Annotated in this window: 14 protein-coding genes; 13 read left to right on the top strand and 1 reads right to left on the bottom strand. The window is 56.3% G+C overall.

The genetic code is table 11. The features are described 5' to 3' along the window. The first annotated feature begins 101 nt into the window (after positions 1 to 101). The 10 genes from GQF00_RS04650 (at position 102) to GQF00_RS04605 (ending at position 16,449) form a co-directional block, all read left to right on the top strand. Positions 102 to 1,175, top strand: coding sequence for a cyclic nucleotide-binding domain-containing protein (locus GQF00_RS04650; RefSeq protein WP_161318008.1), 1,074 nt, complete (start codon positions 102 to 104; stop codon positions 1,173 to 1,175). Positions 1,176 to 1,235: 60 nt separating this feature from the next. Then, complete coding sequence (locus GQF00_RS04645) at positions 1,236 to 2,126, top strand: NAD(+) kinase (RefSeq protein WP_161318324.1); 891 nt, start codon at positions 1,236 to 1,238, stop codon at positions 2,124 to 2,126. Positions 2,127 to 2,251: 125 nt separating this feature from the next. Then, positions 2,252 to 2,524 carry a YeaC family protein gene (locus GQF00_RS04640; protein ID WP_161318007.1) on the top strand — a complete coding sequence of 91 codons (273 nt, stop codon included), beginning with the start codon at positions 2,252 to 2,254 and terminating at the stop codon, positions 2,522 to 2,524. Between the two features lie 234 nt (positions 2,525 to 2,758). After that, on the top strand, positions 2,759 to 5,152 hold the full coding sequence (locus GQF00_RS04635) for a hypothetical protein (RefSeq protein ID WP_161318006.1): 2,394 nt from the start codon (positions 2,759 to 2,761) through the stop codon (positions 5,150 to 5,152). A 107-nt stretch (positions 5,153 to 5,259) separates the two neighbouring features. After that, a complete protein-coding gene (pepN, locus tag GQF00_RS04630) occupies positions 5,260 to 7,863 on the top strand; it encodes an aminopeptidase N (RefSeq protein WP_161318005.1) in 2,604 nt (867 codons plus the stop codon). A 212-nt stretch (positions 7,864 to 8,075) separates the two neighbouring features. Beyond that, positions 8,076 to 10,043 (top strand): DUF1302 domain-containing protein, encoded by a 1,968-nt coding sequence (locus tag GQF00_RS04625; protein WP_161318004.1) that lies wholly within the window; start codon positions 8,076 to 8,078, stop codon positions 10,041 to 10,043. A gap of 46 nt (positions 10,044 to 10,089) precedes the next feature. Beyond that, positions 10,090 to 11,499, top strand: a complete 1,410-nt coding sequence (locus GQF00_RS04620) for a DUF1329 domain-containing protein (RefSeq protein WP_161318003.1) — start codon at positions 10,090 to 10,092, stop codon at positions 11,497 to 11,499. 115 nt (positions 11,500 to 11,614) lie between these two features. Continuing rightward, positions 11,615 to 12,754 (top strand): YCF48-related protein, encoded by a 1,140-nt coding sequence (locus tag GQF00_RS04615; RefSeq protein ID WP_161318002.1) that lies wholly within the window; start codon positions 11,615 to 11,617, stop codon positions 12,752 to 12,754. Positions 12,755 to 12,765: 11 nt separating this feature from the next. Next, positions 12,766 to 15,135 (top strand): RND family transporter, encoded by a 2,370-nt coding sequence (locus GQF00_RS04610; protein ID WP_161318001.1) that lies wholly within the window; start codon positions 12,766 to 12,768, stop codon positions 15,133 to 15,135. Positions 15,136 to 15,447: 312 nt separating this feature from the next. Continuing rightward, positions 15,448 to 16,449: a quinone-dependent dihydroorotate dehydrogenase gene (locus GQF00_RS04605; RefSeq protein WP_161318000.1), complete on the top strand. Its 1,002-nt coding sequence runs from the start codon at positions 15,448 to 15,450 to the stop codon at positions 16,447 to 16,449. 170 nt (positions 16,450 to 16,619) lie between these two features. Here GQF00_RS04605 and rmf read toward each other — a convergent pair whose 3' ends face one another. Beyond that, positions 16,620 to 16,826, bottom strand: coding sequence for a ribosome modulation factor (gene rmf / locus GQF00_RS04600; protein ID WP_161317999.1), 207 nt, complete (start codon positions 16,824 to 16,826; stop codon positions 16,620 to 16,622). 271 nt (positions 16,827 to 17,097) lie between these two features. Here rmf and rlmKL point away from each other — a divergent pair, with 271 nt between their 5' ends. Genes rlmKL through GQF00_RS04585 form a run of 3 tightly spaced genes read left to right on the top strand, consistent with a single transcriptional unit; the run spans position 17,098 to position 19,795 of the window. Continuing rightward, complete coding sequence (rlmKL, locus tag GQF00_RS04595; protein WP_161317998.1) at positions 17,098 to 19,212, top strand: bifunctional 23S rRNA (guanine(2069)-N(7))-methyltransferase RlmK/23S rRNA (guanine(2445)-N(2))-methyltransferase RlmL; 2,115 nt, start codon at positions 17,098 to 17,100, stop codon at positions 19,210 to 19,212. Next, on the top strand, positions 19,209 to 19,436 hold the full coding sequence (locus GQF00_RS04590; RefSeq protein WP_161317997.1) for a glutaredoxin family protein: 228 nt from the start codon (positions 19,209 to 19,211) through the stop codon (positions 19,434 to 19,436). Before rlmKL ends, GQF00_RS04590 begins: the two co-directional genes overlap by 4 nt. Positions 19,437 to 19,486: 50 nt before the next feature. Then, a complete protein-coding gene (locus GQF00_RS04585) occupies positions 19,487 to 19,795 on the top strand; it encodes a DUF6482 family protein (protein ID WP_161317996.1) in 309 nt (102 codons plus the stop codon). Positions 19,796 to 19,848: the final 53 nt, after the last annotated feature.

Here is a 19,848-nt window from a genome sequence, read left to right as displayed (position 1 = left end):
GTGGACCAGTTCCGCTGAATGCGGAAGTGGTCGGCTTTTTGCAGTAGTTAGTCTGGATATAACCAGAATATACGAGTTCAAAAAGACCGGGAGCGGCAGTGATGGCTCGAGAATCCATAGATAAAAGCCTTTTGCAGACGTTTGTGCCAGTCAATGCACTGTCCGGCGACCAGCTGGATTGGTTGCTGGATCAGCAGGAGGTGTGCCGCTATGTGTCAGGTGATGTCCTTTTTTCGTTAGGTGATGAAGACAACACCACCATCTACCTGCTCAGCGGCAAGGTGGAACTCACTGACGAAAACGGAGTGGCTGAAGTGGTCAGTGCCGGGGACTCCGCCTCCTGGCATCCCCTGGATCATGCCCAGCCCCGCCGCAGCACGGCACGGGCAGTGGGAGAAGTCAGTGTGGTCCGCTTTGACAGCTTCCGGCTGGATACCATCCTGTCCTGGGATCAGTCTGCCGGCTATGTGATTCTTGATATCAACGCCAACTCGGCCTACCAGAACGATCGCGAGTGGATGATTCGTCTGCTTCGCTCCAAGCTGTTTCATCGGGTACCGCCCACCAATATTCTCGAAATTTTCCGTCGTTTGCGTGCCTTCCGCCAGAAAGAGGGGGACGTGATTATTCGCCAGGGCGAAGCGGCAGATTGCTGTTACATCCTCAAGGAAGGCGTTTGCGAGGTGGCGGTGAGCATGGGTGACAATGAGCCGACGCCGGTGGCCATGCTTGAGGAGGGGCAGTGGTTTGGGGAAGAGGCGTTGCTGTCTGGCAAGCCCAGAAATGCCACTGTGGCCATGGCTACGGATGGGGTGTTGATGCGCCTGGACCGCAAGGATTTTGATGCCCTGCTACGCGAGCCGATCATCAACACCCTGCCGGTGGACAAGGTGCAGGAGGCGGTGGAGAAGGGCGCCACCTGGTTGGATGTGCGCACCAGTGACGAATTTGACCAGGGGCATCTGGGGGGCGCTGCGAATATGCCGCTCAACGTATTGCGCCTGAAATCCCGCCTTCTGGACCCTTCAAGAACCTATGCGGCCTATTGCGATACAGGAAGACGTAGCGCAACCGCGGCATTTTTGTTAAAAAACGCCGGCCTGGATGTGATCGTCTTGGATGGCGGCCTGAATGCCAATGCTGCTACCCTGAACGAAAGCATGACCCAGGGGTGATCGCTGCTGACGGTGGCGGCCCCCGCAACCGACAGCAGCCGTCGCTGCCCCGGGATCAATGTGGTTCACGACAAATTTCGCAATATCGGTCTGATTGCCCGTTCCGAGAGTGAGCAGGCGCTGTATTCGCTGCGCCAGCTGATCCACTTTTTGCACGGTCGCGATTGCACCGTCATCCTCGATAAGCAAATCATCGAAAACTTGCCCGAAATGGGGCTGCAGGCAGCCACCCCTGCCCAGATGGGGGAGTCCTGTGATCTGGTGATCGTGGTCGGTGGTGATGGCAGTCTTCTCGGTGCTGCCCGTATCCTGGCGCGTTACAAGGTGCCGGTGCTGGGTATTAACCGGGGGCATCTGGGGTTCCTTACCGATATTCTCCCGTCCGAAATCGAATCCCGCGTGGGGCAGGTGCTGGACGGCGAATACACCACCGAAAAACGTTTTCTTCTTGATCTGGAGGTGCGGCGCGGCAAGACCGTGGTGGGTGAGGGTAGTGCCCTGAATGATGTGGTTCTGCTGTCCGGTGACAGTGTACACATGATCGATTTCGAGCTGGGTATCGATGGCCACTTTGTCTATGGCCAGCGCTCCGACGGTCTAATCATCTCCACGCCGACGGGGTCTACAGCCTATGCGTTGTCCGGGGGTGGCCCCATCATGCACCCCAAACTGGATGCCATGGTATTGGTGCCACTGAACCCGCACACCCTCACCAGTCGCCCGCTGGTGGTGGCCGGGGATTCGGAAATCAAGATCCATATTACCACCGAGAAGGTGCGTCCCCTGGTGAGCTGTGATGGCACCGAGGGCATTCGTCTGCAGGTGGATGACGTGATCGTGATTCGCAAGAAGCCCCACCGGCTGTATCTGATTCACCCGCCGGGGCACGATTTTTATCAGGCCTGTCGCTCGAAACTGGGCTGGAGCACCCGGCCTGGTGACAGCAACTGAAGAGCAATTAATAGTTAATCACGAATAGTTAACAACGAAGGTAAGAGACAAACCTCTGGCTTTCGTAGGGCGGTAATGGGTGCAGGCCCATCTTCGCCGACATGCCGTCAAAACCGGAAAACACCATGACTTACCAAAGCTTTGAAGATCTGATCGCCACCATGACCCCGGAAATCTGCGACAACATGCGCAAGGCCGTGGAGTTGGGAAAATGGCCGGATGGCCGTGTGCTGAGCAAGGAGCAGCGGGAACTTTGCATGCAGGCAGTGCTGGCCTGGGAAGCACAGAACCTGCCGGAAGAGCAGCGTACCGGCTACATGGAGCAGGCCTGTAAGGGTGACAAGGGTGACACGCAAGAGCAGGCAGTGACTCTGCGTGGGCCGGATACCCTGCAATAGCGGGGTTCGCGTGAAGAGTGACTGTCAGGTCATCTTTTTATTGGCCCTCCGGGCCTTTTTGTTTTCTACTGGCGTTGGTCGATAGCGCTACATACTGTATTGTTCGTATAAGGCCAAAACCGGGCTAGGTATTTTGTGCCTGCCCGCAGGGATTAGCGATTTCCTGCCTGTAGCGAAATTTTTTACCCAAATGGGTAATAAAAGAATTAAATAACAAATGGTTCGGGAGACCACATGCATATCTACAAGAAAGTACTGCCTGTCGCAGTTGCTATGGCTCTGGCTGCCTGTGGTGGCGGCAGTGACAGTGTAGAGGACCAGAGTGAAGGTGCGACTTTCCTTGGTACCTATCCCAAATTCAACCCGGTAACGTCGGATCTGCCCCTCAACACGGATCTGATCTTTGCCGATGCGGCCACCAGTGACGGCACGGCAAACGTGGGTGTGCCGGAAAATGCCATTGAAGCTGCAGTGAATGCGCTCGACGGTTTTTCCCGCACCGCTTACTTCGATATCGGTTTTGCTGGTGGCAGCATCGATGAGTCCACCATCTGTGTTCCGGGTGGATGTGCTGGCCTGCCAAACGTATATCTTGTGCCTCTGGATACCAGCGGTGGTGACGGTGATGCACTGAACCCTGCAAACATTGTTGGAGTTAACCAGACCGCGTTTGGCTCGACAGCAATCAGCGCTTCTGTTGTGTCATTGAATGGGGGCACCGACAATACGTTGCGGATTACTCCTCTGCAGCCCTTGCTGGCAAAAACCAAGTACCTGGTTTTCGTTACCAACAGCGTGCTGGACACCAATGGCGACCCGATTAAAGCGTCCACAGCCTACAATCTGTTGGGCGAGAATCAGCCTGCGGTAACTGCTTCCCTTCAGGCGGTGCGTGGCGCCATCCAGGGTTGGGAAACGATTGCAGGTGGTCTGATTAATGCGTTGTCTGGTGACATGATTCCGGTTGATGTTGCCAAGGATAGCGTGGCGATTTCCTATACCTTTACGACAACCGACCCGGAAACCCCGCTGACAGCAATGGCGGCTCCTCGAGGAGCGATTGCCCTGTCCCAGATTGAGGCGGGCGTTGATCCTTCTACAGCACTGGCCGGCGCGAGCGCGCTCGAGGGCCTTGGCCTTTTAAGCACTCCAAAGGCACGGGATGTTGCCGTCAGCGCTATGACTGGCGTGGATTTCAATACGCTTACCCAGGGGGCGCTCGCAGCAGATGTTGGCAAGCTGTTCACCGGGGCGATTGATTTGCCGTATTACCAGTCCGCGCCAGCAAGCGCATTGGATTTCAGCTTCCTGCAGAAGTCCTGGACGGCCGATCAGGTGCTGGGGTCCCAGCTCGGTATGGGTATCCCGCCGATGGATGTGGATGGTTCCTATAATGTTACATACCGCTATCCCTTTGCGGCTCAAACAGGTACAGAGACCGTTCCGCTGCAGGTGACGTTGCCTAACCCGGCGTTGACTCCGGCAGAACTCGGTGGTGCCAGCTGTGCCAATGTCAGGGACAATACTGGCTACCCGACCGTGATTTATGTCCACGGTATTACCAGTGATCGCACCTCCGTGATGGCGTTGGCGCATACTCTGGCTTCCCGTTGTATCGCTACCGTTGCGATCGATTTGCCGGTTCACGGTGTGCCTGCAAACAGTGCTTTTGCGGGTGCCTTGAATGTGGAAAACAGTGCGCTGATCCCATTCTCCACCATCTATGATGGTCTGGATCTGCATGAGCGTCATTTCAATGTGGCCCAGGATGCCTCCGGTAATCCGGCCCCTATGAACTTCGATTCTCCGACCGCGCTTGATGGTTCCGGCAGCTGGTTTATTAACCTTGCCGATTTGAAGAACACCCGTGATAACTTGCGTCAGGCAGTGATGGATTTGCTGAACCTGAACGCGAGTCTCGGTGCGATCAGTGCGTTGGATATTGACAGCAACGGTGCACTCAATACTGACAATGTGACTTTGGTTGGTGCTTCCCTTGGCGGCATCGTTGGGACTACCTATACCGGTATTAACCAGGTCGCGATTCAGGCGGATGCCAACTTTGGCAGCAACCTGAACAGCCTTAATGGTTTGGTTGTGTCGGTAGGCGGAACCCAGCTTGCCCATCTGCTGAATAACTCACAGGCGTTTGCTCCGCGTATTCAGGCTGGTTTGGCAGCCAACGGGGTGAATGTGGGTACTTCTGACTATGAAAGCTTCCTCTACGTCGCGCAGAGTACAGTTTCTTCAGGGGATCCGGTGAGCTTCGCTAGCTCTGTGGGTGCTCTGGCAGCGGCAGGAAAGCCCGTGCTGCTGCAGCAAATCAATGGTGATACGGTTGTGCCGAATGGTGATCCGTCTCTGCCGATGATGGGAACGGATGGTCTGGCGTCACTGTCTAGCGCTGTCCAATTGGCCCCGGGTGCTGTTGATCTGACAAGCCAGGGTAATGCCGGCATCGTCAAGATGACAGCTGGAGGCCATGGCTCCCTGTTGACCCCGTCCGGTGGCGCGCCGCAAGTGACGGCAGAGTTGCAGGCTCAGGTAATGAGCTTTGTACTCTCCGGCGGCACCCAGGTGGCGATTGGTTCTCAGGCGCCAGGGGATGTTGAGGTTCCTGCGCCGTAAGCTTTTCCTTCAATGTGAAGTTGTTGCAACACCTCGCTTCGGCGGGGTGTTGTCGTTTCAGGGACGCGTTAAACTGTTATTCCAAAGCCAATGTCAGGAGTTGTTTGATGGAAACTGCCCACGCTGCTGTAACCACTACCCGCCTCAAGGATTACCTGCCCCCGGCGTATCTGGTGGATAGCGTGACGCTTGATGTGGATATCCATGACGGTGTGACCACGGTGACTAGTGAGCTGGCGTTGCGGCGTAATCCTGATGCAGTGATTTCCGATTCCATGATGTTCAACGGCGAGGGGCTGACTCTTCGCTCTCTGGCCTTGGATGGCAAGGTATTGGAGGAAGCCGACTACCACTATGAAAACGGGGAGTTAACCCTGAGCCGTTTGCCGGAGCAGGCAACACTGGTGTCCGTTGTCGACATCGAACCGGAAAAAAATACCGCCCTGGAAGGCCTGTACATGTCCAACGGCATGTACTGCACCCAGTGTGAAGCCCAGGGTTTCCGTCATATTACTTTCTTCCCTGATCGCCCGGATGTGCTGTCCCGGTTCCGCACTACCGTGCGCGCGGACAAGAAGAAGTATCCCTTGCTGCTCTCCAATGGCAATCCGGTAGAGCAGGGCGAAGAGGACGGGCGCCACTGGGTGACCTGGGAAGACCCGTTCCCGAAACCCTGCTATCTGTTTGCCCTGGTGGCTGGTGATCTGGCCTGCCTGGAAGATACGTTTACCACGGTTTCGGGGCGTGAAGTGGCACTGCGTCTGTATGCCGAGCATCGCGATCTCGACAAGCTGGATCACGCCATGGAGTCCCTCAAGCACGCCATGCGCTGGGATGAAGAAACCTATGGGCGCGAGTATGACCTGGATATCTACATGATCGTGGCGGTAAGCCACTTCAACATGGGTGCCATGGAAAACAAGGGCCTCAATATCTTCAATACCTCCTGTGTCCTTGCGCACCCGGCTACCACCACCGATGCCGGTTTTCAGCGGGTGGAATCCGTGGTGGCCCATGAGTATTTTCACAACTGGTCCGGTAACCGTGTCACCTGCCGCGACTGGTTCCAGCTCAGCCTCAAGGAAGGCTTTACCGTTTTCCGCGACCAGATGTTTTCCGCAGACATGAACTCGGCGGCGGTACAGCGAGTGGGCGACGTGGATTTTCTGGTGAATCATCAGTTCCCGGAAGACCAGGGGCCCATGGCGCATCCGGTTCGCCCTTCCGAGTACCAGAAAATCGACAATTTCTACACACTGACGATTTACGAGAAAGGGGCAGAGATTGTTCGCATGCAGTACCACCTGCTGGGTGCCGAACAGTTCCGCAAAGCCACGGATCTCTACTTCGAACGCTTCGATGGACAGGCCGTCACCTGTGATGATTTTGTGGATTGCATGGCAGAGGTGTCCGGCATGGACATGGCGCAGTTCCGTCGCTGGTACAGCCAGGCAGGGACGCCAATTCTGTCTGTTGAGGCCGAGCAGGAGGGTGACGATTATTCGCTGACGTTTCGGCAGCATACTCCGCCGACCCCGGGCCAGGCTGACAAGGAGCCTTTGGTAATCCCTGTGCGCCTTGCCTTGCTGGACAAGAATGGCGCGCCGGTGGCGTTGGATCAGGACGGCTTGCGAGAAACGGTGCTGATACTGGATCAGCAAGCGCAGAGCTTTCATTTTCCTGTCAGTGAATCGGTAACGCCCTCCCTGCTACGGGGCTTCTCGGCACCGGTGGTGCTCGAGTTTGATTATCGTCCGGATCAGCTGGCCACATTACTGGCCCACGACACCGACGGTTATTGCCGTTGGTCAGCTGCCCAACGGCTTTACTTTGCCGCGCTTGATAGATTGGTACGCGGGCAGGGTAATGCGGATGAGGAGGCTGTCCGGTTGGCGCCGGTGCTTGAGCAGGTCATTGACCGGGCCGGGGAAGACCCTGCCCAGGCTGCCTTGTTGCTGACGCTGCCAACGGAAGTCGCATTGGGTGATCGCCACTCTCCTCTGGATCCGTCTGGCATTCACATGGCGCATCAGAACCTGAAACAGGCCTTGGGCAAGGTATTGCAATCTCAATGGTTGTCGCTGTCTGAAAACCTGCTGGCCACCGAGTTGCAAATGGACGGTGTGGCAATGGGGCGCCGTCAGCTACGTAATCTGGCACTGGATTACCTGGCTGCCGGAGGCCACCATGAGGCTGCACGTATCGCGGTGGAATTGTTCGAGTTGCCGCTGTGCATGTCCGAAGAGCTGGGCGCGTTGAGGGTATTGGTGCATCACCGCTTACCCGGTGCAGAGCAGGCCCTGCAGCAGTTTGCACGAAAATGGAAAGATGAAGCGCTGGTGATGGATCAGTGGTTCTCCGTGCAAGCCTCCGCGCCGGGAGAGATGACCATCGATACCGTGGAAAGGCTGCTGGCACATCCGGCCTTTGACTGGAAGGTGCCGAACAGGGTCCGGGCGGTGCTGGGCGCCCTGGCCGGCAGCAACCCTTCTGCGTTCAATACAGACAAGGGCTACAAGGTGTTCACCAGCGCGTTGGCCACCGTGGATGAACTCAATCCCCAGATTGCGGCTCGCATTGCCAATGCGGCGGCACGACTTCATCGACTGGAGCCTTCCCGCCAACAGGTCTTCCGCGGTTTACTCAAATCCGTGAGTGAGAAGGCCTCCCCGAACCTGCGAGAGGTGCTGGCACGGATACTGGCGGAGTAGGAGTCAATATTTGCATATCTCGATGGGCGAAATGCATCGTGACTGGCTGGTCGTAAATCTCCCCTCAGGGGGGATTTATTTTAGGTTCTAATGTGTAAGAATTAGGTATTAGCTGTTAGTGGCGTGTTTCAGTAGGAAAGATGGGATCTGAACCTCGTGTAGGGACACAGCAGCAAGAACAATAAAGCCATTTGGCAACTCGGAGTAGCTACATGAATAATAACCACCTGCGTAAAACCAGGCTGGCGATGGCTGTCGCCAGTATCACCGCCCTCGGGGCCTTCTCTGCACCGGCTTCGGCGGTTCAGCTTCAGTTCGATAATCCGGACTGGCAAGGCCGACTGGACACCACTCTGTCAGTGGGTGCGTTGTTCCGGACCGAGTCACAGGATGCCATGCTCGCCGCAACCGGTGATGTGGTGGACATGACCAGCAAAGGCTTTGGTTCTCAAATCAACAAGAACGATGCCAACAACAACTTCGATACCGGGCTGGCTTCACTGGTTTACAAGATCACACCGGAACTCGATCTGAGCTGGCAGGGCAAGTACGGCCTGTTTCTTCGTGGTACGGCATTCTACGATCAGCAAATCATGGGCGGCGGCCATGACGGCGGTGTGCTGAATAATTCTGCCCCGTTCGTACCGGGTAATGGTTTTACTCGTTATGCCACTTACTCCGATTATGCCAATAACGGTGTTGGTGATGACTTCACCAGTGACGCTGAGCGTTATGCCGGTGAGCGTGCCCGAATGCTGGACGCCTATGTGTGGGGCAACTTCGATCTTTTCGAAAAGCCTTTAAATGTTCGTCTGGGCCGGCAGGTGATTAACTGGGGTGAAGCACTCTTCCTGCAGAATGGTGTTAACACCGCCAACTACTTCGATCTCAACGCCCTGCGCCTGCCGGGTTCGGAGATCAAGGAAGCATTGCTGCCTCTCAACAGCCTCTATTTTTCTTACGGTCTGACTTTCAATGCCACGTTAGAAGCATTTTATCAGTTCGACTGGAAAAATTCGGAAGATGCTCCTGTAGGTACTTACTTCTCTACGCACGATGCTTTCCCGGGCAATGGGGCAGATCATGTCATTATTGATGGTCGGGTCGTTGCTGCGGGTGCAGGTGCACCAGGGCTTGAGAACGCGTTTGCTGCCTACACGTCTCAGTTCTCCGATTACCAGTACGAAGCAACTCAGGTGACGGTTGATCGAATTCGTGACAAAGAGGCATCCAACAGTGGCCAGTTTGGTTTTGCCTATCGTTATTTTGCCGATAGCCTGAATGGTACAGAGTTTGCTCTCTACTACACTCGAACACACGCCAAAACCCCGGTTGTTGGGTCTCGTCTGAATCAGATTAATGGTTTGGGGCCTGCTGGAGCACCGGAGACCATTGATACCACTGAGTATCAAATGGCTTACGTTGAAGACCAGGACATGATTGGTGGTAGTTTCAATACCGCTTTTGGCAACTTGTCCGTCGCGGGTGAGATCGCCTACCGTCCGAATCGGGCCATCATCAACGAAGTGGGGGACAACCTCATTCAGAACCTGGCTCGGGTGGCTGTGAACCCAAGCCCGGAGATCGCTGACTTCACCTCTCATTGTGTGCGGATTGAGCTTGGTGGAAGCTGTCTGGATGGCTCTCAGAAGGTTGAAGCGGGTCAGCTTTACTATTTTTATGACGAAGTAGAAAGCTACAACGGCTCGTTGGTGAATATTTATAACTTCGGCCCCACTTTTGGAGCAGACGGCCTTATCGCTCTGCTTGAGCTTGGCGTGGAGCATATCGAAGGCTTGGAAAACCCGGATCTCGATTACAACTCTACTGCCGCGATTCTTGGGAGCGAAGCCGAGATTCTGAACCCGGAGAATCCCAACGAGTATAATCTCGATCCCACTTCTTGGGGTTACCGCGCGGTCGTAAAAGCGGACTACAGCAATGTCTTCGCCGGTATCTCCATGAGCCCGAGTGTGCGTTTCGCCCATGACGTGAACGGCAATTCCCCCATCGGTGGCAACTTCATGGAAGACCGTAAAGCCGCCACTCTTGGCGTTAATTTTGTGTACTTGAACAACCTGGAAGTGGCCATGTCTGGTACCACTTTCTGGGGTGCTGACTATTCCAACAAACTGGCCGACCGAAACAACGCTTCGGTTTCTGTTAAGTACTCTTTCTAATTTTGTTGCGGGCCGCAGTGCGGCCCGGTTTAACGGAGAGCAAATCATGTTGAAGAAATTGACCGCAATGGGCAGCGCGCTGGCGCTGTCTATCAGCGTGGCGGCCACGGTTCAGGCGGCGGTTCCCGCTGCCGAGGCAGCCAAACTGGGCAAGACCCTTACTCCCTTCGGTGCTGAAGTAAAAGGCAACGGTAAAGCTGTCTCTACCGGTCTGGGTATTCCTGACTGGACTGGTGGCATTCAGCGCAAGGACATCCCCAAGAGCTACACCCGTCCGGGGCAGCATCACCCTGACCCCTATGCGAATGAGAAGCCGGTTTTTACCATCACCAATCAGAACGTCGGTCAGTATGCTGACAAGGTTCCGGATGGGGTCAAAGCGATGCTCAAGACCTACCCGGATACCTTCAAGCTGAATGTGTACCCGAGTCATCGTTCTACCTCGGCGCCACAGTGGGTTTACGACAATACCAAGAGTAATGCGAGCAAGGCCAAACTGGGTGAAACCGGTGTGGATCAGGCGTTTGGTGGTATTCCGTTCCCGATACTGAGTGGCAGTAATGAAGACAAGGCATTGCAGGCAATCTGGAACCATATCCTGCGCTGGCGTGGTCTGTACGTGGTTCGTCGTGCTTCTGAAGTGGCGGTCCAGCGTAGCGGCGCTTACTCGCTGATTACTTCCCAACAGGAAATCTACTTCCGTTACTACGATCCCAAGTACAACTTCGAAAGCCTGGACAATGTGATCTTCTACTACCTGTCCTTCACCAAGGCGCCGGCACGTCTGGCTGGCGGTGCGGTACTGGTACACGAAATGCTTGATCAGAAGAAGATGCCACGTCAGGCCTGGGGCTATAACGCCGGTCAGCGTCGTGTCCGTCGTGCGCCGAACCTGGCTTACGATACCCCGATCGCTGCTGCAGATGGCCTGCGTACAGCCGATGATACCGATATGTATAACGGTGCACCGGACAAGTACAACTGGAAGCTGGTTCATGCCAAGCCGGTCGAGATGTTCATTCCCTACAACAACTACAAGATGGACAGCCCGGATGTTAGCTACGAGACCTTGCTGCAGAAAGGTCACGTAAACGCGGATTATCAGCGTTGGGAGCTGCATCGTGTGTGGGTAGTGGAAGCGAACCTGAAAGAAGGCGAGCGTCACATCTACCAGAAACGTCGTTTCTATATTGATGCGGACTCCTGGCAGATTGCCGCCATCGACCAGTATGACCGTCGTGGCGAGCTGTGGCGTGTCAGCCTGGCCTACATCAAGAACTACTATGAAGTGCCGACCCAGTGGACCGCGCTGGACGCCTTCCATGATCTGCGCTCCCAGCGTTATCACGTGCAGTTCCTGGATAATGAAGAGCCGTCCATTCTCGACTACAGCCAGCCGGTACCGGATGACCGTTACTTCCACCCGGCAGCCCTGCGTCGCCGTGGTCGTGGCTAAGAAAGAAAAAACGCGATCGATTGCATGATCGCATGCACAAGACGGCCGGGGCACATCACCCCGGTCGTTTTGTACTCGGCTCCTTGTGAAGGGGCCCTCGGGAAGAGATGGGACAATGAAAAAATTAACTGTTTTGGCTGTTTCGGCCGTGCTGTCTGCAACTGTGCAGGCAGAGTTTGTTGCAAATGATTCCCCTCTGGTGGCGGCAAATACCTATCTGGATCTGGCTGATGCAGGTGGTCGTGTTGTTGCTGTTGGGGATCGCGGAAAAATCCTCTACTCCGATGATGAAGGGGCGCACTGGCAAGTCGCGGCCTCACCAACGGAAGTGTTGTTGACCAGCGTTTGTTTTGCTGACGCCCGTCATGGCTGGGCAGTAGGGCACGATGCTCTGGTGCTTGGCACCAGCGACGGCGGCGAAACCTGGGCGGTACAGTACAGCGACCCCTTGGGTGGTGATGGTACTGAGGAAACCGAATCTCAGGGTGATGTTGCGGTGGATGACCTGTCCATGGACGACATTTACGGCGACCCTTATGCCGATGATGCTTACGCTGAAGATGACTACAGTGATGATCCCTATGGGGACGATCTATATAGCGATGATCCCTACGCGGATAACGCCTCCAGCTCCAACGGACCGGTAGATACTTCCGGTGCCCCCTTGCTGGACGTGCAGTGCGAAAGCCGGAATCGCGCTATTGCCGTGGGGGGGTATGGCTACTACCTGGAGACCACCGATGGTGGTGCTACCTGGAGCAAGAAGCTCGATACCCTGAAAAATGGAGACGGTTGGCATCTTTACGATCTGAGTGCGGCGGCCGATACCTCCACGCGGTATCTGGTTGGTGAAAAAGGTGCCATGTTCCGCTCACTGGATCAGGGTGCCAACTGGGAGCGTCTGAATAGCCCTTATAGCGGCACGCTATTTGGCGCTACGGTGCTGTCTGATGCCAAGGCACTGGTTTATGGCTTGCAGGGCAACATCTGGCTGACCGGCAACCGCGGTGTCAGCTGGAGCAGGGTGCCCAGTGGTCTGACCCGTGGCGTCAATGATGGTGCGGTACTCGCTGACGGCACTGTGGTGCTGGTCACCAACGCCGGTGGCATTCTTGCCAGCCATGACGAAGGCAAAAGCTTTTCTCTTCGGTTCCTGCCGGACCGTGAATCTATCTCCGCCGTATTGCCCCGTGAAAAGGGCGGCATCCTGATCGCTGGTCGGGGTGGTGTGCGTGTGATTGAAGACGTGAAATAAAGGGGCTCAGCATGTCAGGTAGCATTTCTCAAAACATCGCCGGCGGGCTGTTCAAGGCGCGCAAGGTTGTGCTGATCCTCTTTGTGGCATTGACTGCACTGCTTGGGTATCAGGCGTCCAAGATTCAACTGAACACGGATATCAGCAAGATGGTGCCGCTGGGCCATCCCTATATCCAGAATTACTTTGAACATAAAAATGATCTCAGTCTGGGTAATGATATTCGTCTGATCGTGGCGGAAACCCAGGGCGAGGATGTTTTCAACGCCGAGTACATGACGGCGCTGAAAGAGATCACCGATGAGGTGTTCGCGCTTGAAGGGGTGGATCCCAGTAAAATCAGCTCGCTCTGGACCAGCAATGTACGCTGGAACGAAGTGACCGAGCAGGGTTTCCAGGGCGGGGAAGTGATCCCCGCTGGCTACGATGGTTCCGCGGAAAGTCTCGAGCAGCTGCGCACCAACGTGCTGCGCTCCGGGCAGGTGGGCCGTCTGGTCGCTGATAACTTCCAGTCCAGTGTGGTGCATGCGTACCTGCTGGATGCACTGGGCGACGACGGGGTGGATATCCCTGCCTTGTCTGCCAGCCTGGAAGAGATCCGCCAGACCTATCAGGACAAGTACCCGAATGTGCGCATTCACATTGTCGGGTTGGCCAAGAAAGCCGGTGACGTCATGTCTGCGGCCCAGGAAGTGGCCATGTTCTTCTTCATGACCCTGGGTCTGATTGCCTTGCTGCTGCTGCTGGATACCCGCTGTATCCGCAGTGCGCTGACCGTTTCCATCTGTTCCTTTGTGGCGGTGATCTGGCAGCTGGGCATCGTCAGCTCGCTGGGTTTCACCATTGATCCCTACTCCATGCTGGTGCCGTTCCTGGTGTTTGCCATTGCGGTGTCACACGGGGTGCAGATCGTGAATACCCTGGCCAACTATGTGGCCGGTGGGCAGTCTCCCCTGGACGCATCCAAGTCCACCCTGCAGGCGCTGGTGGTACCGGGCATGGTGGCGCTGGTGTCAGATGCCATCGGTTTCCTGACCCTGTACATGATCGATATCGGTGTAATCCGTGAACTGGCCATGGCTGCCAGCATCGGGGTCGCCGTGATCATCATCACCAACCTGATTGTGGTGCCGGTGGTGTTGTCCTACGTGGGTGTTGGCCAGGCGGCAGTTCGCAAGATTCAGGCCGGGGAGAAGAAGGACCATCCGCTGGCTGGCATGTTTGCACGCTTTACCCGTCCTGGCATGGCAGCAGCATCCATTTTGTTGGCGGTGATCGGTTATGCCGGAGGCATCTATCTGAGCCAGGATCTGAAAATTGGGGATCTGGACAAGGGGGCGCCCGAACTGTGGCCGGACCCGTGTGAAGACAGGGATTGCCCCCGTGGTTATGAGCCCAAGGACCGTTACCGCTATAACCACGACGTGAACTTCCTGGTTTCCAACTACTCGGTGAGTGCCGATGTGCTTGTCGTAATGGGCAAGACGCCGCAGGAAGCCTGTAATACCTACCAGGCCATGCAGACTGCCGATGACTTGGCGTGGACCCTGCAGAACGTGGAGGGGGTGCAGGATGTGGTAACCATTTCCTCCGCCACCAAGATGATCTCCACCAACATGAATGAGGGCTCCTTGAAGTGGGCCACCATTTCCCGGGATCAGTATGCCCTTAACAACGTCATGGGTTTCATGCCGGACAGTCTCTACAACCTGGACTGTTCACTGACCCCTGTTTATGTGTTCCTTGATGACCACAAGGCCGAGACTCTGGATCGGGTGACCAAGGCGGTAGCGGACTTCTCCGAGACCCGCAACAGCACGGATGTCATCGAGTTCAAACTTGCGTCCGGTAATGCGGGTGTGGAAGCCGCTACCAACCAGACCATTGAAGCCAGCCAGTATCCGATGCTTGCTCTGGTTTATGCGGTGGTGTCCATCCTGGTGTTGATCGCCTTCCGTTCCATTCGAGCGGTGATCTGTATCATCGTACCGCTGGGCCTGACTTCCATTCTTTGTCAGGCGCTGATGGCGCAGATGGGTATTGGTGTGAAAGTGGCGACCCTGCCAGTCATCGCGCTGGGTGTGGGTATCGGTGTGGATTACGGCATCTATATCTACAGCAAACTGTCCGAGTACCTGAAGCAAGGCATGGATCTTGAGTCGGCCTACAAGGAAACCCTCAAGACCACGGGTAAGGCGGTGGCATTCACCGGTATTACCCTGGCCGTTGGCGTGATCTTCTGGGTATTCAGTTCCATCAAGTTCCAGGCTGACATGGGCATCCTGCTGACCTTCATGTTCCTGTGGAACATGATCGGTGCCCTGTGGCTACTTCCGGCATTGGCGCGTTTCCTGCTCAAGCCGGCCAGCGCCGCGAAATAACCGGCGCGCTGATTTCGTTGGTTGTGTGTGTAAGCCCGGCGTAAGCCGGGCTTTTTTTGTGGCCGCTCCGCGGCTGTACATGCAACACCCAACAGGCAAAACCTGTGGCAACTTGCCTGCAGGTGATTACCCCATGAAGAAACCCGTATCGTTTGCCAACAAGCTTCTAGTTTGGAAGGAGGTAATGTATCCCGGGTTTGGCGTGTGGGTAAGGCATGCCGCGCACCGCGCCTCTCTGTCCGACACAAAGCATCGAAGTCACCGCCCCCCTTGGCTATAATGCCCGCCAGCTCACCAGTTGCGGACCCATCCATGCTGTATTCCCTTGCCCGACCCCTGTTGTTCACCCTTTCTGCCGAACAGTCCCACGACCTCACCCTTGCCATGCTGCGCAAGCGTGCTGGCAAACTCTGGCCTGCCGGCAAGGTGTCTTCACCGGTGAAGGTCATGGGCATCGAGTTCCCCAATGCCGTCGGGCTGGCTGCCGGGCTCGACAAGAACGGTGATTGCATCGATGGGCTGGCAGATCTGGGATTTGGCTTTATCGAGATTGGCACCATTACCCCGCGCGCCCAGCCGGGTAACCCGAAGCCCCGTCTTTTCCGGTTGCCGAAAGCTGAAGCCATCATTAACCGCATGGGCTTCAATAATCTGGGTGTGGATTATCTGGTGAATGCGGTGAAGCAGAGCAACTATGAGGGGGTGCTGGGCATCAATATCGGCAAGAACAAGGACACCCCGGTGGAAGATGCGGTGGAGGATTACCTGATTTGCCAGCAGAAGGTGCATGCCTATGCGACCTATCTGGTGGTCAATGTGTCTTCGCCAAATACCCCCGGCCTGCGCGAGCTGCAACACGGGGACGCCCTGGACCGCTTGCTGGCGACCCTGCGGGAAGCCCAGGACCGCCTGGATCAACAACATCGCCGCAAGGTGCCGCTGGTGATCAAGATTGCCCCGGACAACAGCGCAGAAGAGTTGCAGGCCATGGCCGAGGCCTTTGTGAAACATGGCATTGATGGCGTTTGTGTCGGCAACACCACATTATCCCGAGAGGGCGTTCAAGACTTGCCCCATGGTGATGAGCAAGGTGGCCTCAGCGGCGCGCCACTAACCCCCATAGCCAATCAGGCGCTGGAAACAATGAGCAAGGCACTCAATGGCCGGATCCCGATTATTGGCGTGGGTGGCATTCGCAGCGCTGATGATGCCCTTGCCAAGAAAGTCCTGGGCGCCGAGCTGGTGCAGATCTACAGCGGCCTGATCTATCAGGGCCCGGGCCTGGTCAACAGAATTGCCCGAGCCTGGAAGTAGATATCTGATAAGACAAGACGGGTTTTGCCACAGTGATCACTGAGGTAAAGAAGGGGCTTACTCTGTGTGCTCTGTGCCCTCTGTGGTGAAACTGCCATTAAAAAGGGCCCTGGTGGGGCCCTGTGGGTCGGCGCGCGAACGCGTCGGCGCATTGGTGAACTAGGAAAAAATTAACCGATGTTCTTCAGATTCTGAATGCTGGCCACACCCAGCATGCCTTGAGCGAGATTGGTACGGCCTTCACGCCATCCACCCATCCAGTTGGTTCGGGCCTGGAGGGATCCAAAGGGGCAGTCTTCACGGGATTTTCCATCGAGGCCAGCGTTGTAGCCACGGTTGAAGGCGCGGTCGTCTCTGTTTCGTTTTTGTCGCTTCATAGACGCTTTCCTTTCACATACATCGGTACAAAAAGAAATAACCCCGGGCAATGCGAACAGGCCCGTTGTGTTGTGGACTTCACCTCCGGGGTCGACAAATTCAGTATGGAAAACGGGTAGAGTAGTGTCGAATACCGAGTAGCAATATCATCGTCGTTCTTTAAGCATATGACGTATAAAGGACAGCGGGATGACATTTGTGTAACGCACTGAAAGCATTGAAAAAACATTTTTGTGATTGCACAAAACAGTCACTTACGAGGAACTGATAATGGAATTTGTTGCCACCAGTATGCCGGGAATCGCGCCGTTGTTGGCTGACGAGTTGACCGCTCTGGGCATATCGGTAACGGAGACGGGGAGAGCCCATGTGGCGTTCTCTGGTGGCACAGCCGATGCTCTGAAGGTCTGCCTGTGGTCGCGCCTGGCTGAGCGAGTGTTGTTACACCTGGCCACGCTGGGGGTAACACCGGATATCGCCCCGGAAAAACTGGCTGCGAGTCAGGATTGGCCCGCTTTGGTGGGTAATGATGCTCCGATCCATATCCATGTGGAGCATGGCGCCGGCGTTCGTGGCGACAACCGTATCAGTGCCAAGCGTTTTATCCAGGCGTTGCCGTCGCAGTTTGAAATTTCCCGCGATGTGCGTGGCAGCTGCTGCGTGCGTGCTCGTCTGGATCCCAATGAGGCACATCTGTGGCTGGACCTGGCCGGTGATCCGCTGCACCGCCGGGGTTATCGGCTTGCCGGGGGGCGGGCGCCGCTTCGGGAGACGCTGGCGGCGGCCATGCTCTGGGCGGCGGGCTGGAACAAGCCGGATCGTCCCGGTGCCATGCTGGATCCGTTCTGTGGATCCGGCACGCTGTTGATTGAGGCCGCGTGGATGGCTGCCGGGCGTGCCCCGGGCCTGATGCGGCGACACTATGGCTTCCAGCAGTGGCGGGGCTGTCGTCGTCAGCTCTGGCAGGCCGCCATGGATGAAGCCGCTGCCAGCGCTGATTTGCCTGTGCCACCACTGTCCCTGAAAGGCTTCGATGCCGATTTGAAGGCCATCCAGTTGGCTCAGCAGAATGCCGAGCGCGCCGGGGTGCGCAGCGCTATCCATTTCGAGCGCCGTGAACTGGGCGCTCTGCGGCCCCGCGATGTGGCGGATCAGGGTGTGTTGGTTACCAACCCGCCCTGGGGGGAGCGCCTGGACGAGCAGGAGCAGGCGGGCTGGTTGCACTTGGGACTGGGCCGGATCATGGCGCGCCTGGCGCCGAACTGGCCAGTGATTTTGCTCGGCGCAGATGCTCAGGTCATGGATCGCTCAGGCATGAACCTGGAGAGCCAGTGGCGACTGAAAAATGGCCCCTTCAATAATTTTATTCGCCTCTATTCCCCGCGCCAGCAACAGCCCGCCCAGGTGGTACGGGTGGCTGACAGCGCCGCTTTCGATGTGCCTGAAGGGGCCATGCCGCTGGTGAACCGTTTAAAAAAGAACGGCAAGCACCTGCGACGCTGGTTGGACCGCGAAGATATCCAGTGCTACCGGTTATATGACCGGGATTTGCCGGAATTCAATGTGGCGGTGGATATCTACGGCGATCAGGTGTTGGTACAGGAATTCAAGGCGCCCAAGACCATCGACCCGGAGAAGGCCCGCGAGCGCCGGGATTGGGCGGTGACCGCGGTGCGCGCCGCGCTTGGTGTGCATCGTGAGCAGGTGCATCTGCGTACCCGAGAACGTCAGAAGGGCAATCAGCAGTACCAGAAACTGGACGGCCAGGGTCATTATCGGCCAGTGCGTGAAGGCCAGGCACAACTGCTGGTGAATCTTCAGGATTACCTTGATACCGGCTTGTTCCTTGATCACCGGCCGATCCGTTTGCGTATCGCCGAAGAGGCATCAGGCAAGCGTTTTCTCAACCTGTTTGCCTATACTGGTTCGGCTACCGTCCACGCGGCCGTCGGCGGCGCCAAGCGCACCGTCACTGTGGATGCTTCCAAAAAGTATCTGGAATGGGCGGCCAGTAATCTGGCGCTCAATGGCTTCTCCACCGATCAGCATAGCCTGGAGCGGGCGGACACCATGCGCTGGCTTGATGAGTGCAAGGAACAGTTCGACATGGTGTTCTGCGACCCGCCCACGTTTTCCAACAACAAGTCGCGTAGTGACTTCGTGGTGGAAGAGCACCACGGTGACTTGATTCGCAAGATCATGCGCAGGCTGGAGCCGGGCGGTGTGCTGTATTTCTCCTGTAACTACCGTCGTTTCAAACTCGATGAATCCATCACCAAGTGGTATGCAGTGGAAGATCTGACTCGCTGGAGCATTCCTGAAGACTTCCGGCGCAATGACAAAATCCATGTGCTCTACGCCATCCGCCATGTGGAGGAGCCATGACAGTCGTTCTCTATACCACTCTGGGCTGCCACCTTTGCGACCAGGCCCGGGAACTGTTGCTGATGGTGGATCCCGGGGTGGAAATTGACGCGGTGGATGTGGCGGAAGATGATGATCTGATTGCTCGCTATGGTGAGCGAATCCCTGTACTGGCCCGCAATGGGCAGGAGTTGGGGTGGCCATTTGGGCTGCTGGATGTGCAGGCTTTTCTGCAGCAAAACTGAGCATTGTACTCATGACGCAGGATTCACCGTGAACGCGTAATCCTGTGTGCATGAAAACGATCACAGCAAGCAAACTCAGCAAGCGGCAGGTGGAGGAAATCGAAATTACCTCTGCCTGTCTTTCCGTGTGTACCGTCCGTGTTCGGGTCAAAGGGGAGTGGTTTTGGGTCGTTGACCAGAACGGCAAGATCCAGCGTTTCAATGGCCCCGAGCATGCCAATAACCAGCTCAGCCATGTGTCCACGGCCAGGGCTACTCTGCTTCATCACTCCGCCCATGCCGAGATGGTGGGTCAGCCGGAAGGCGAGGTGATTCCGCCCCTCAGGGTGAACTTTCACTGGCGCAGTGACCACGCCTGAATAGGCAACCGCTCGCCTTAAAGTGATGGCAATCCCGGAGCAATGCGAACCCG

This window comes from Alcanivorax sp. DP30 (assembly GCF_009882945.1).
Taxonomy (GTDB): Bacteria; Pseudomonadota; Gammaproteobacteria; order Pseudomonadales; family Alcanivoracaceae; genus Alcanivorax.
Note: the sequence above shows the minus strand (reverse complement) of the source record. Positions and strands in the feature narration are given on the sequence as shown.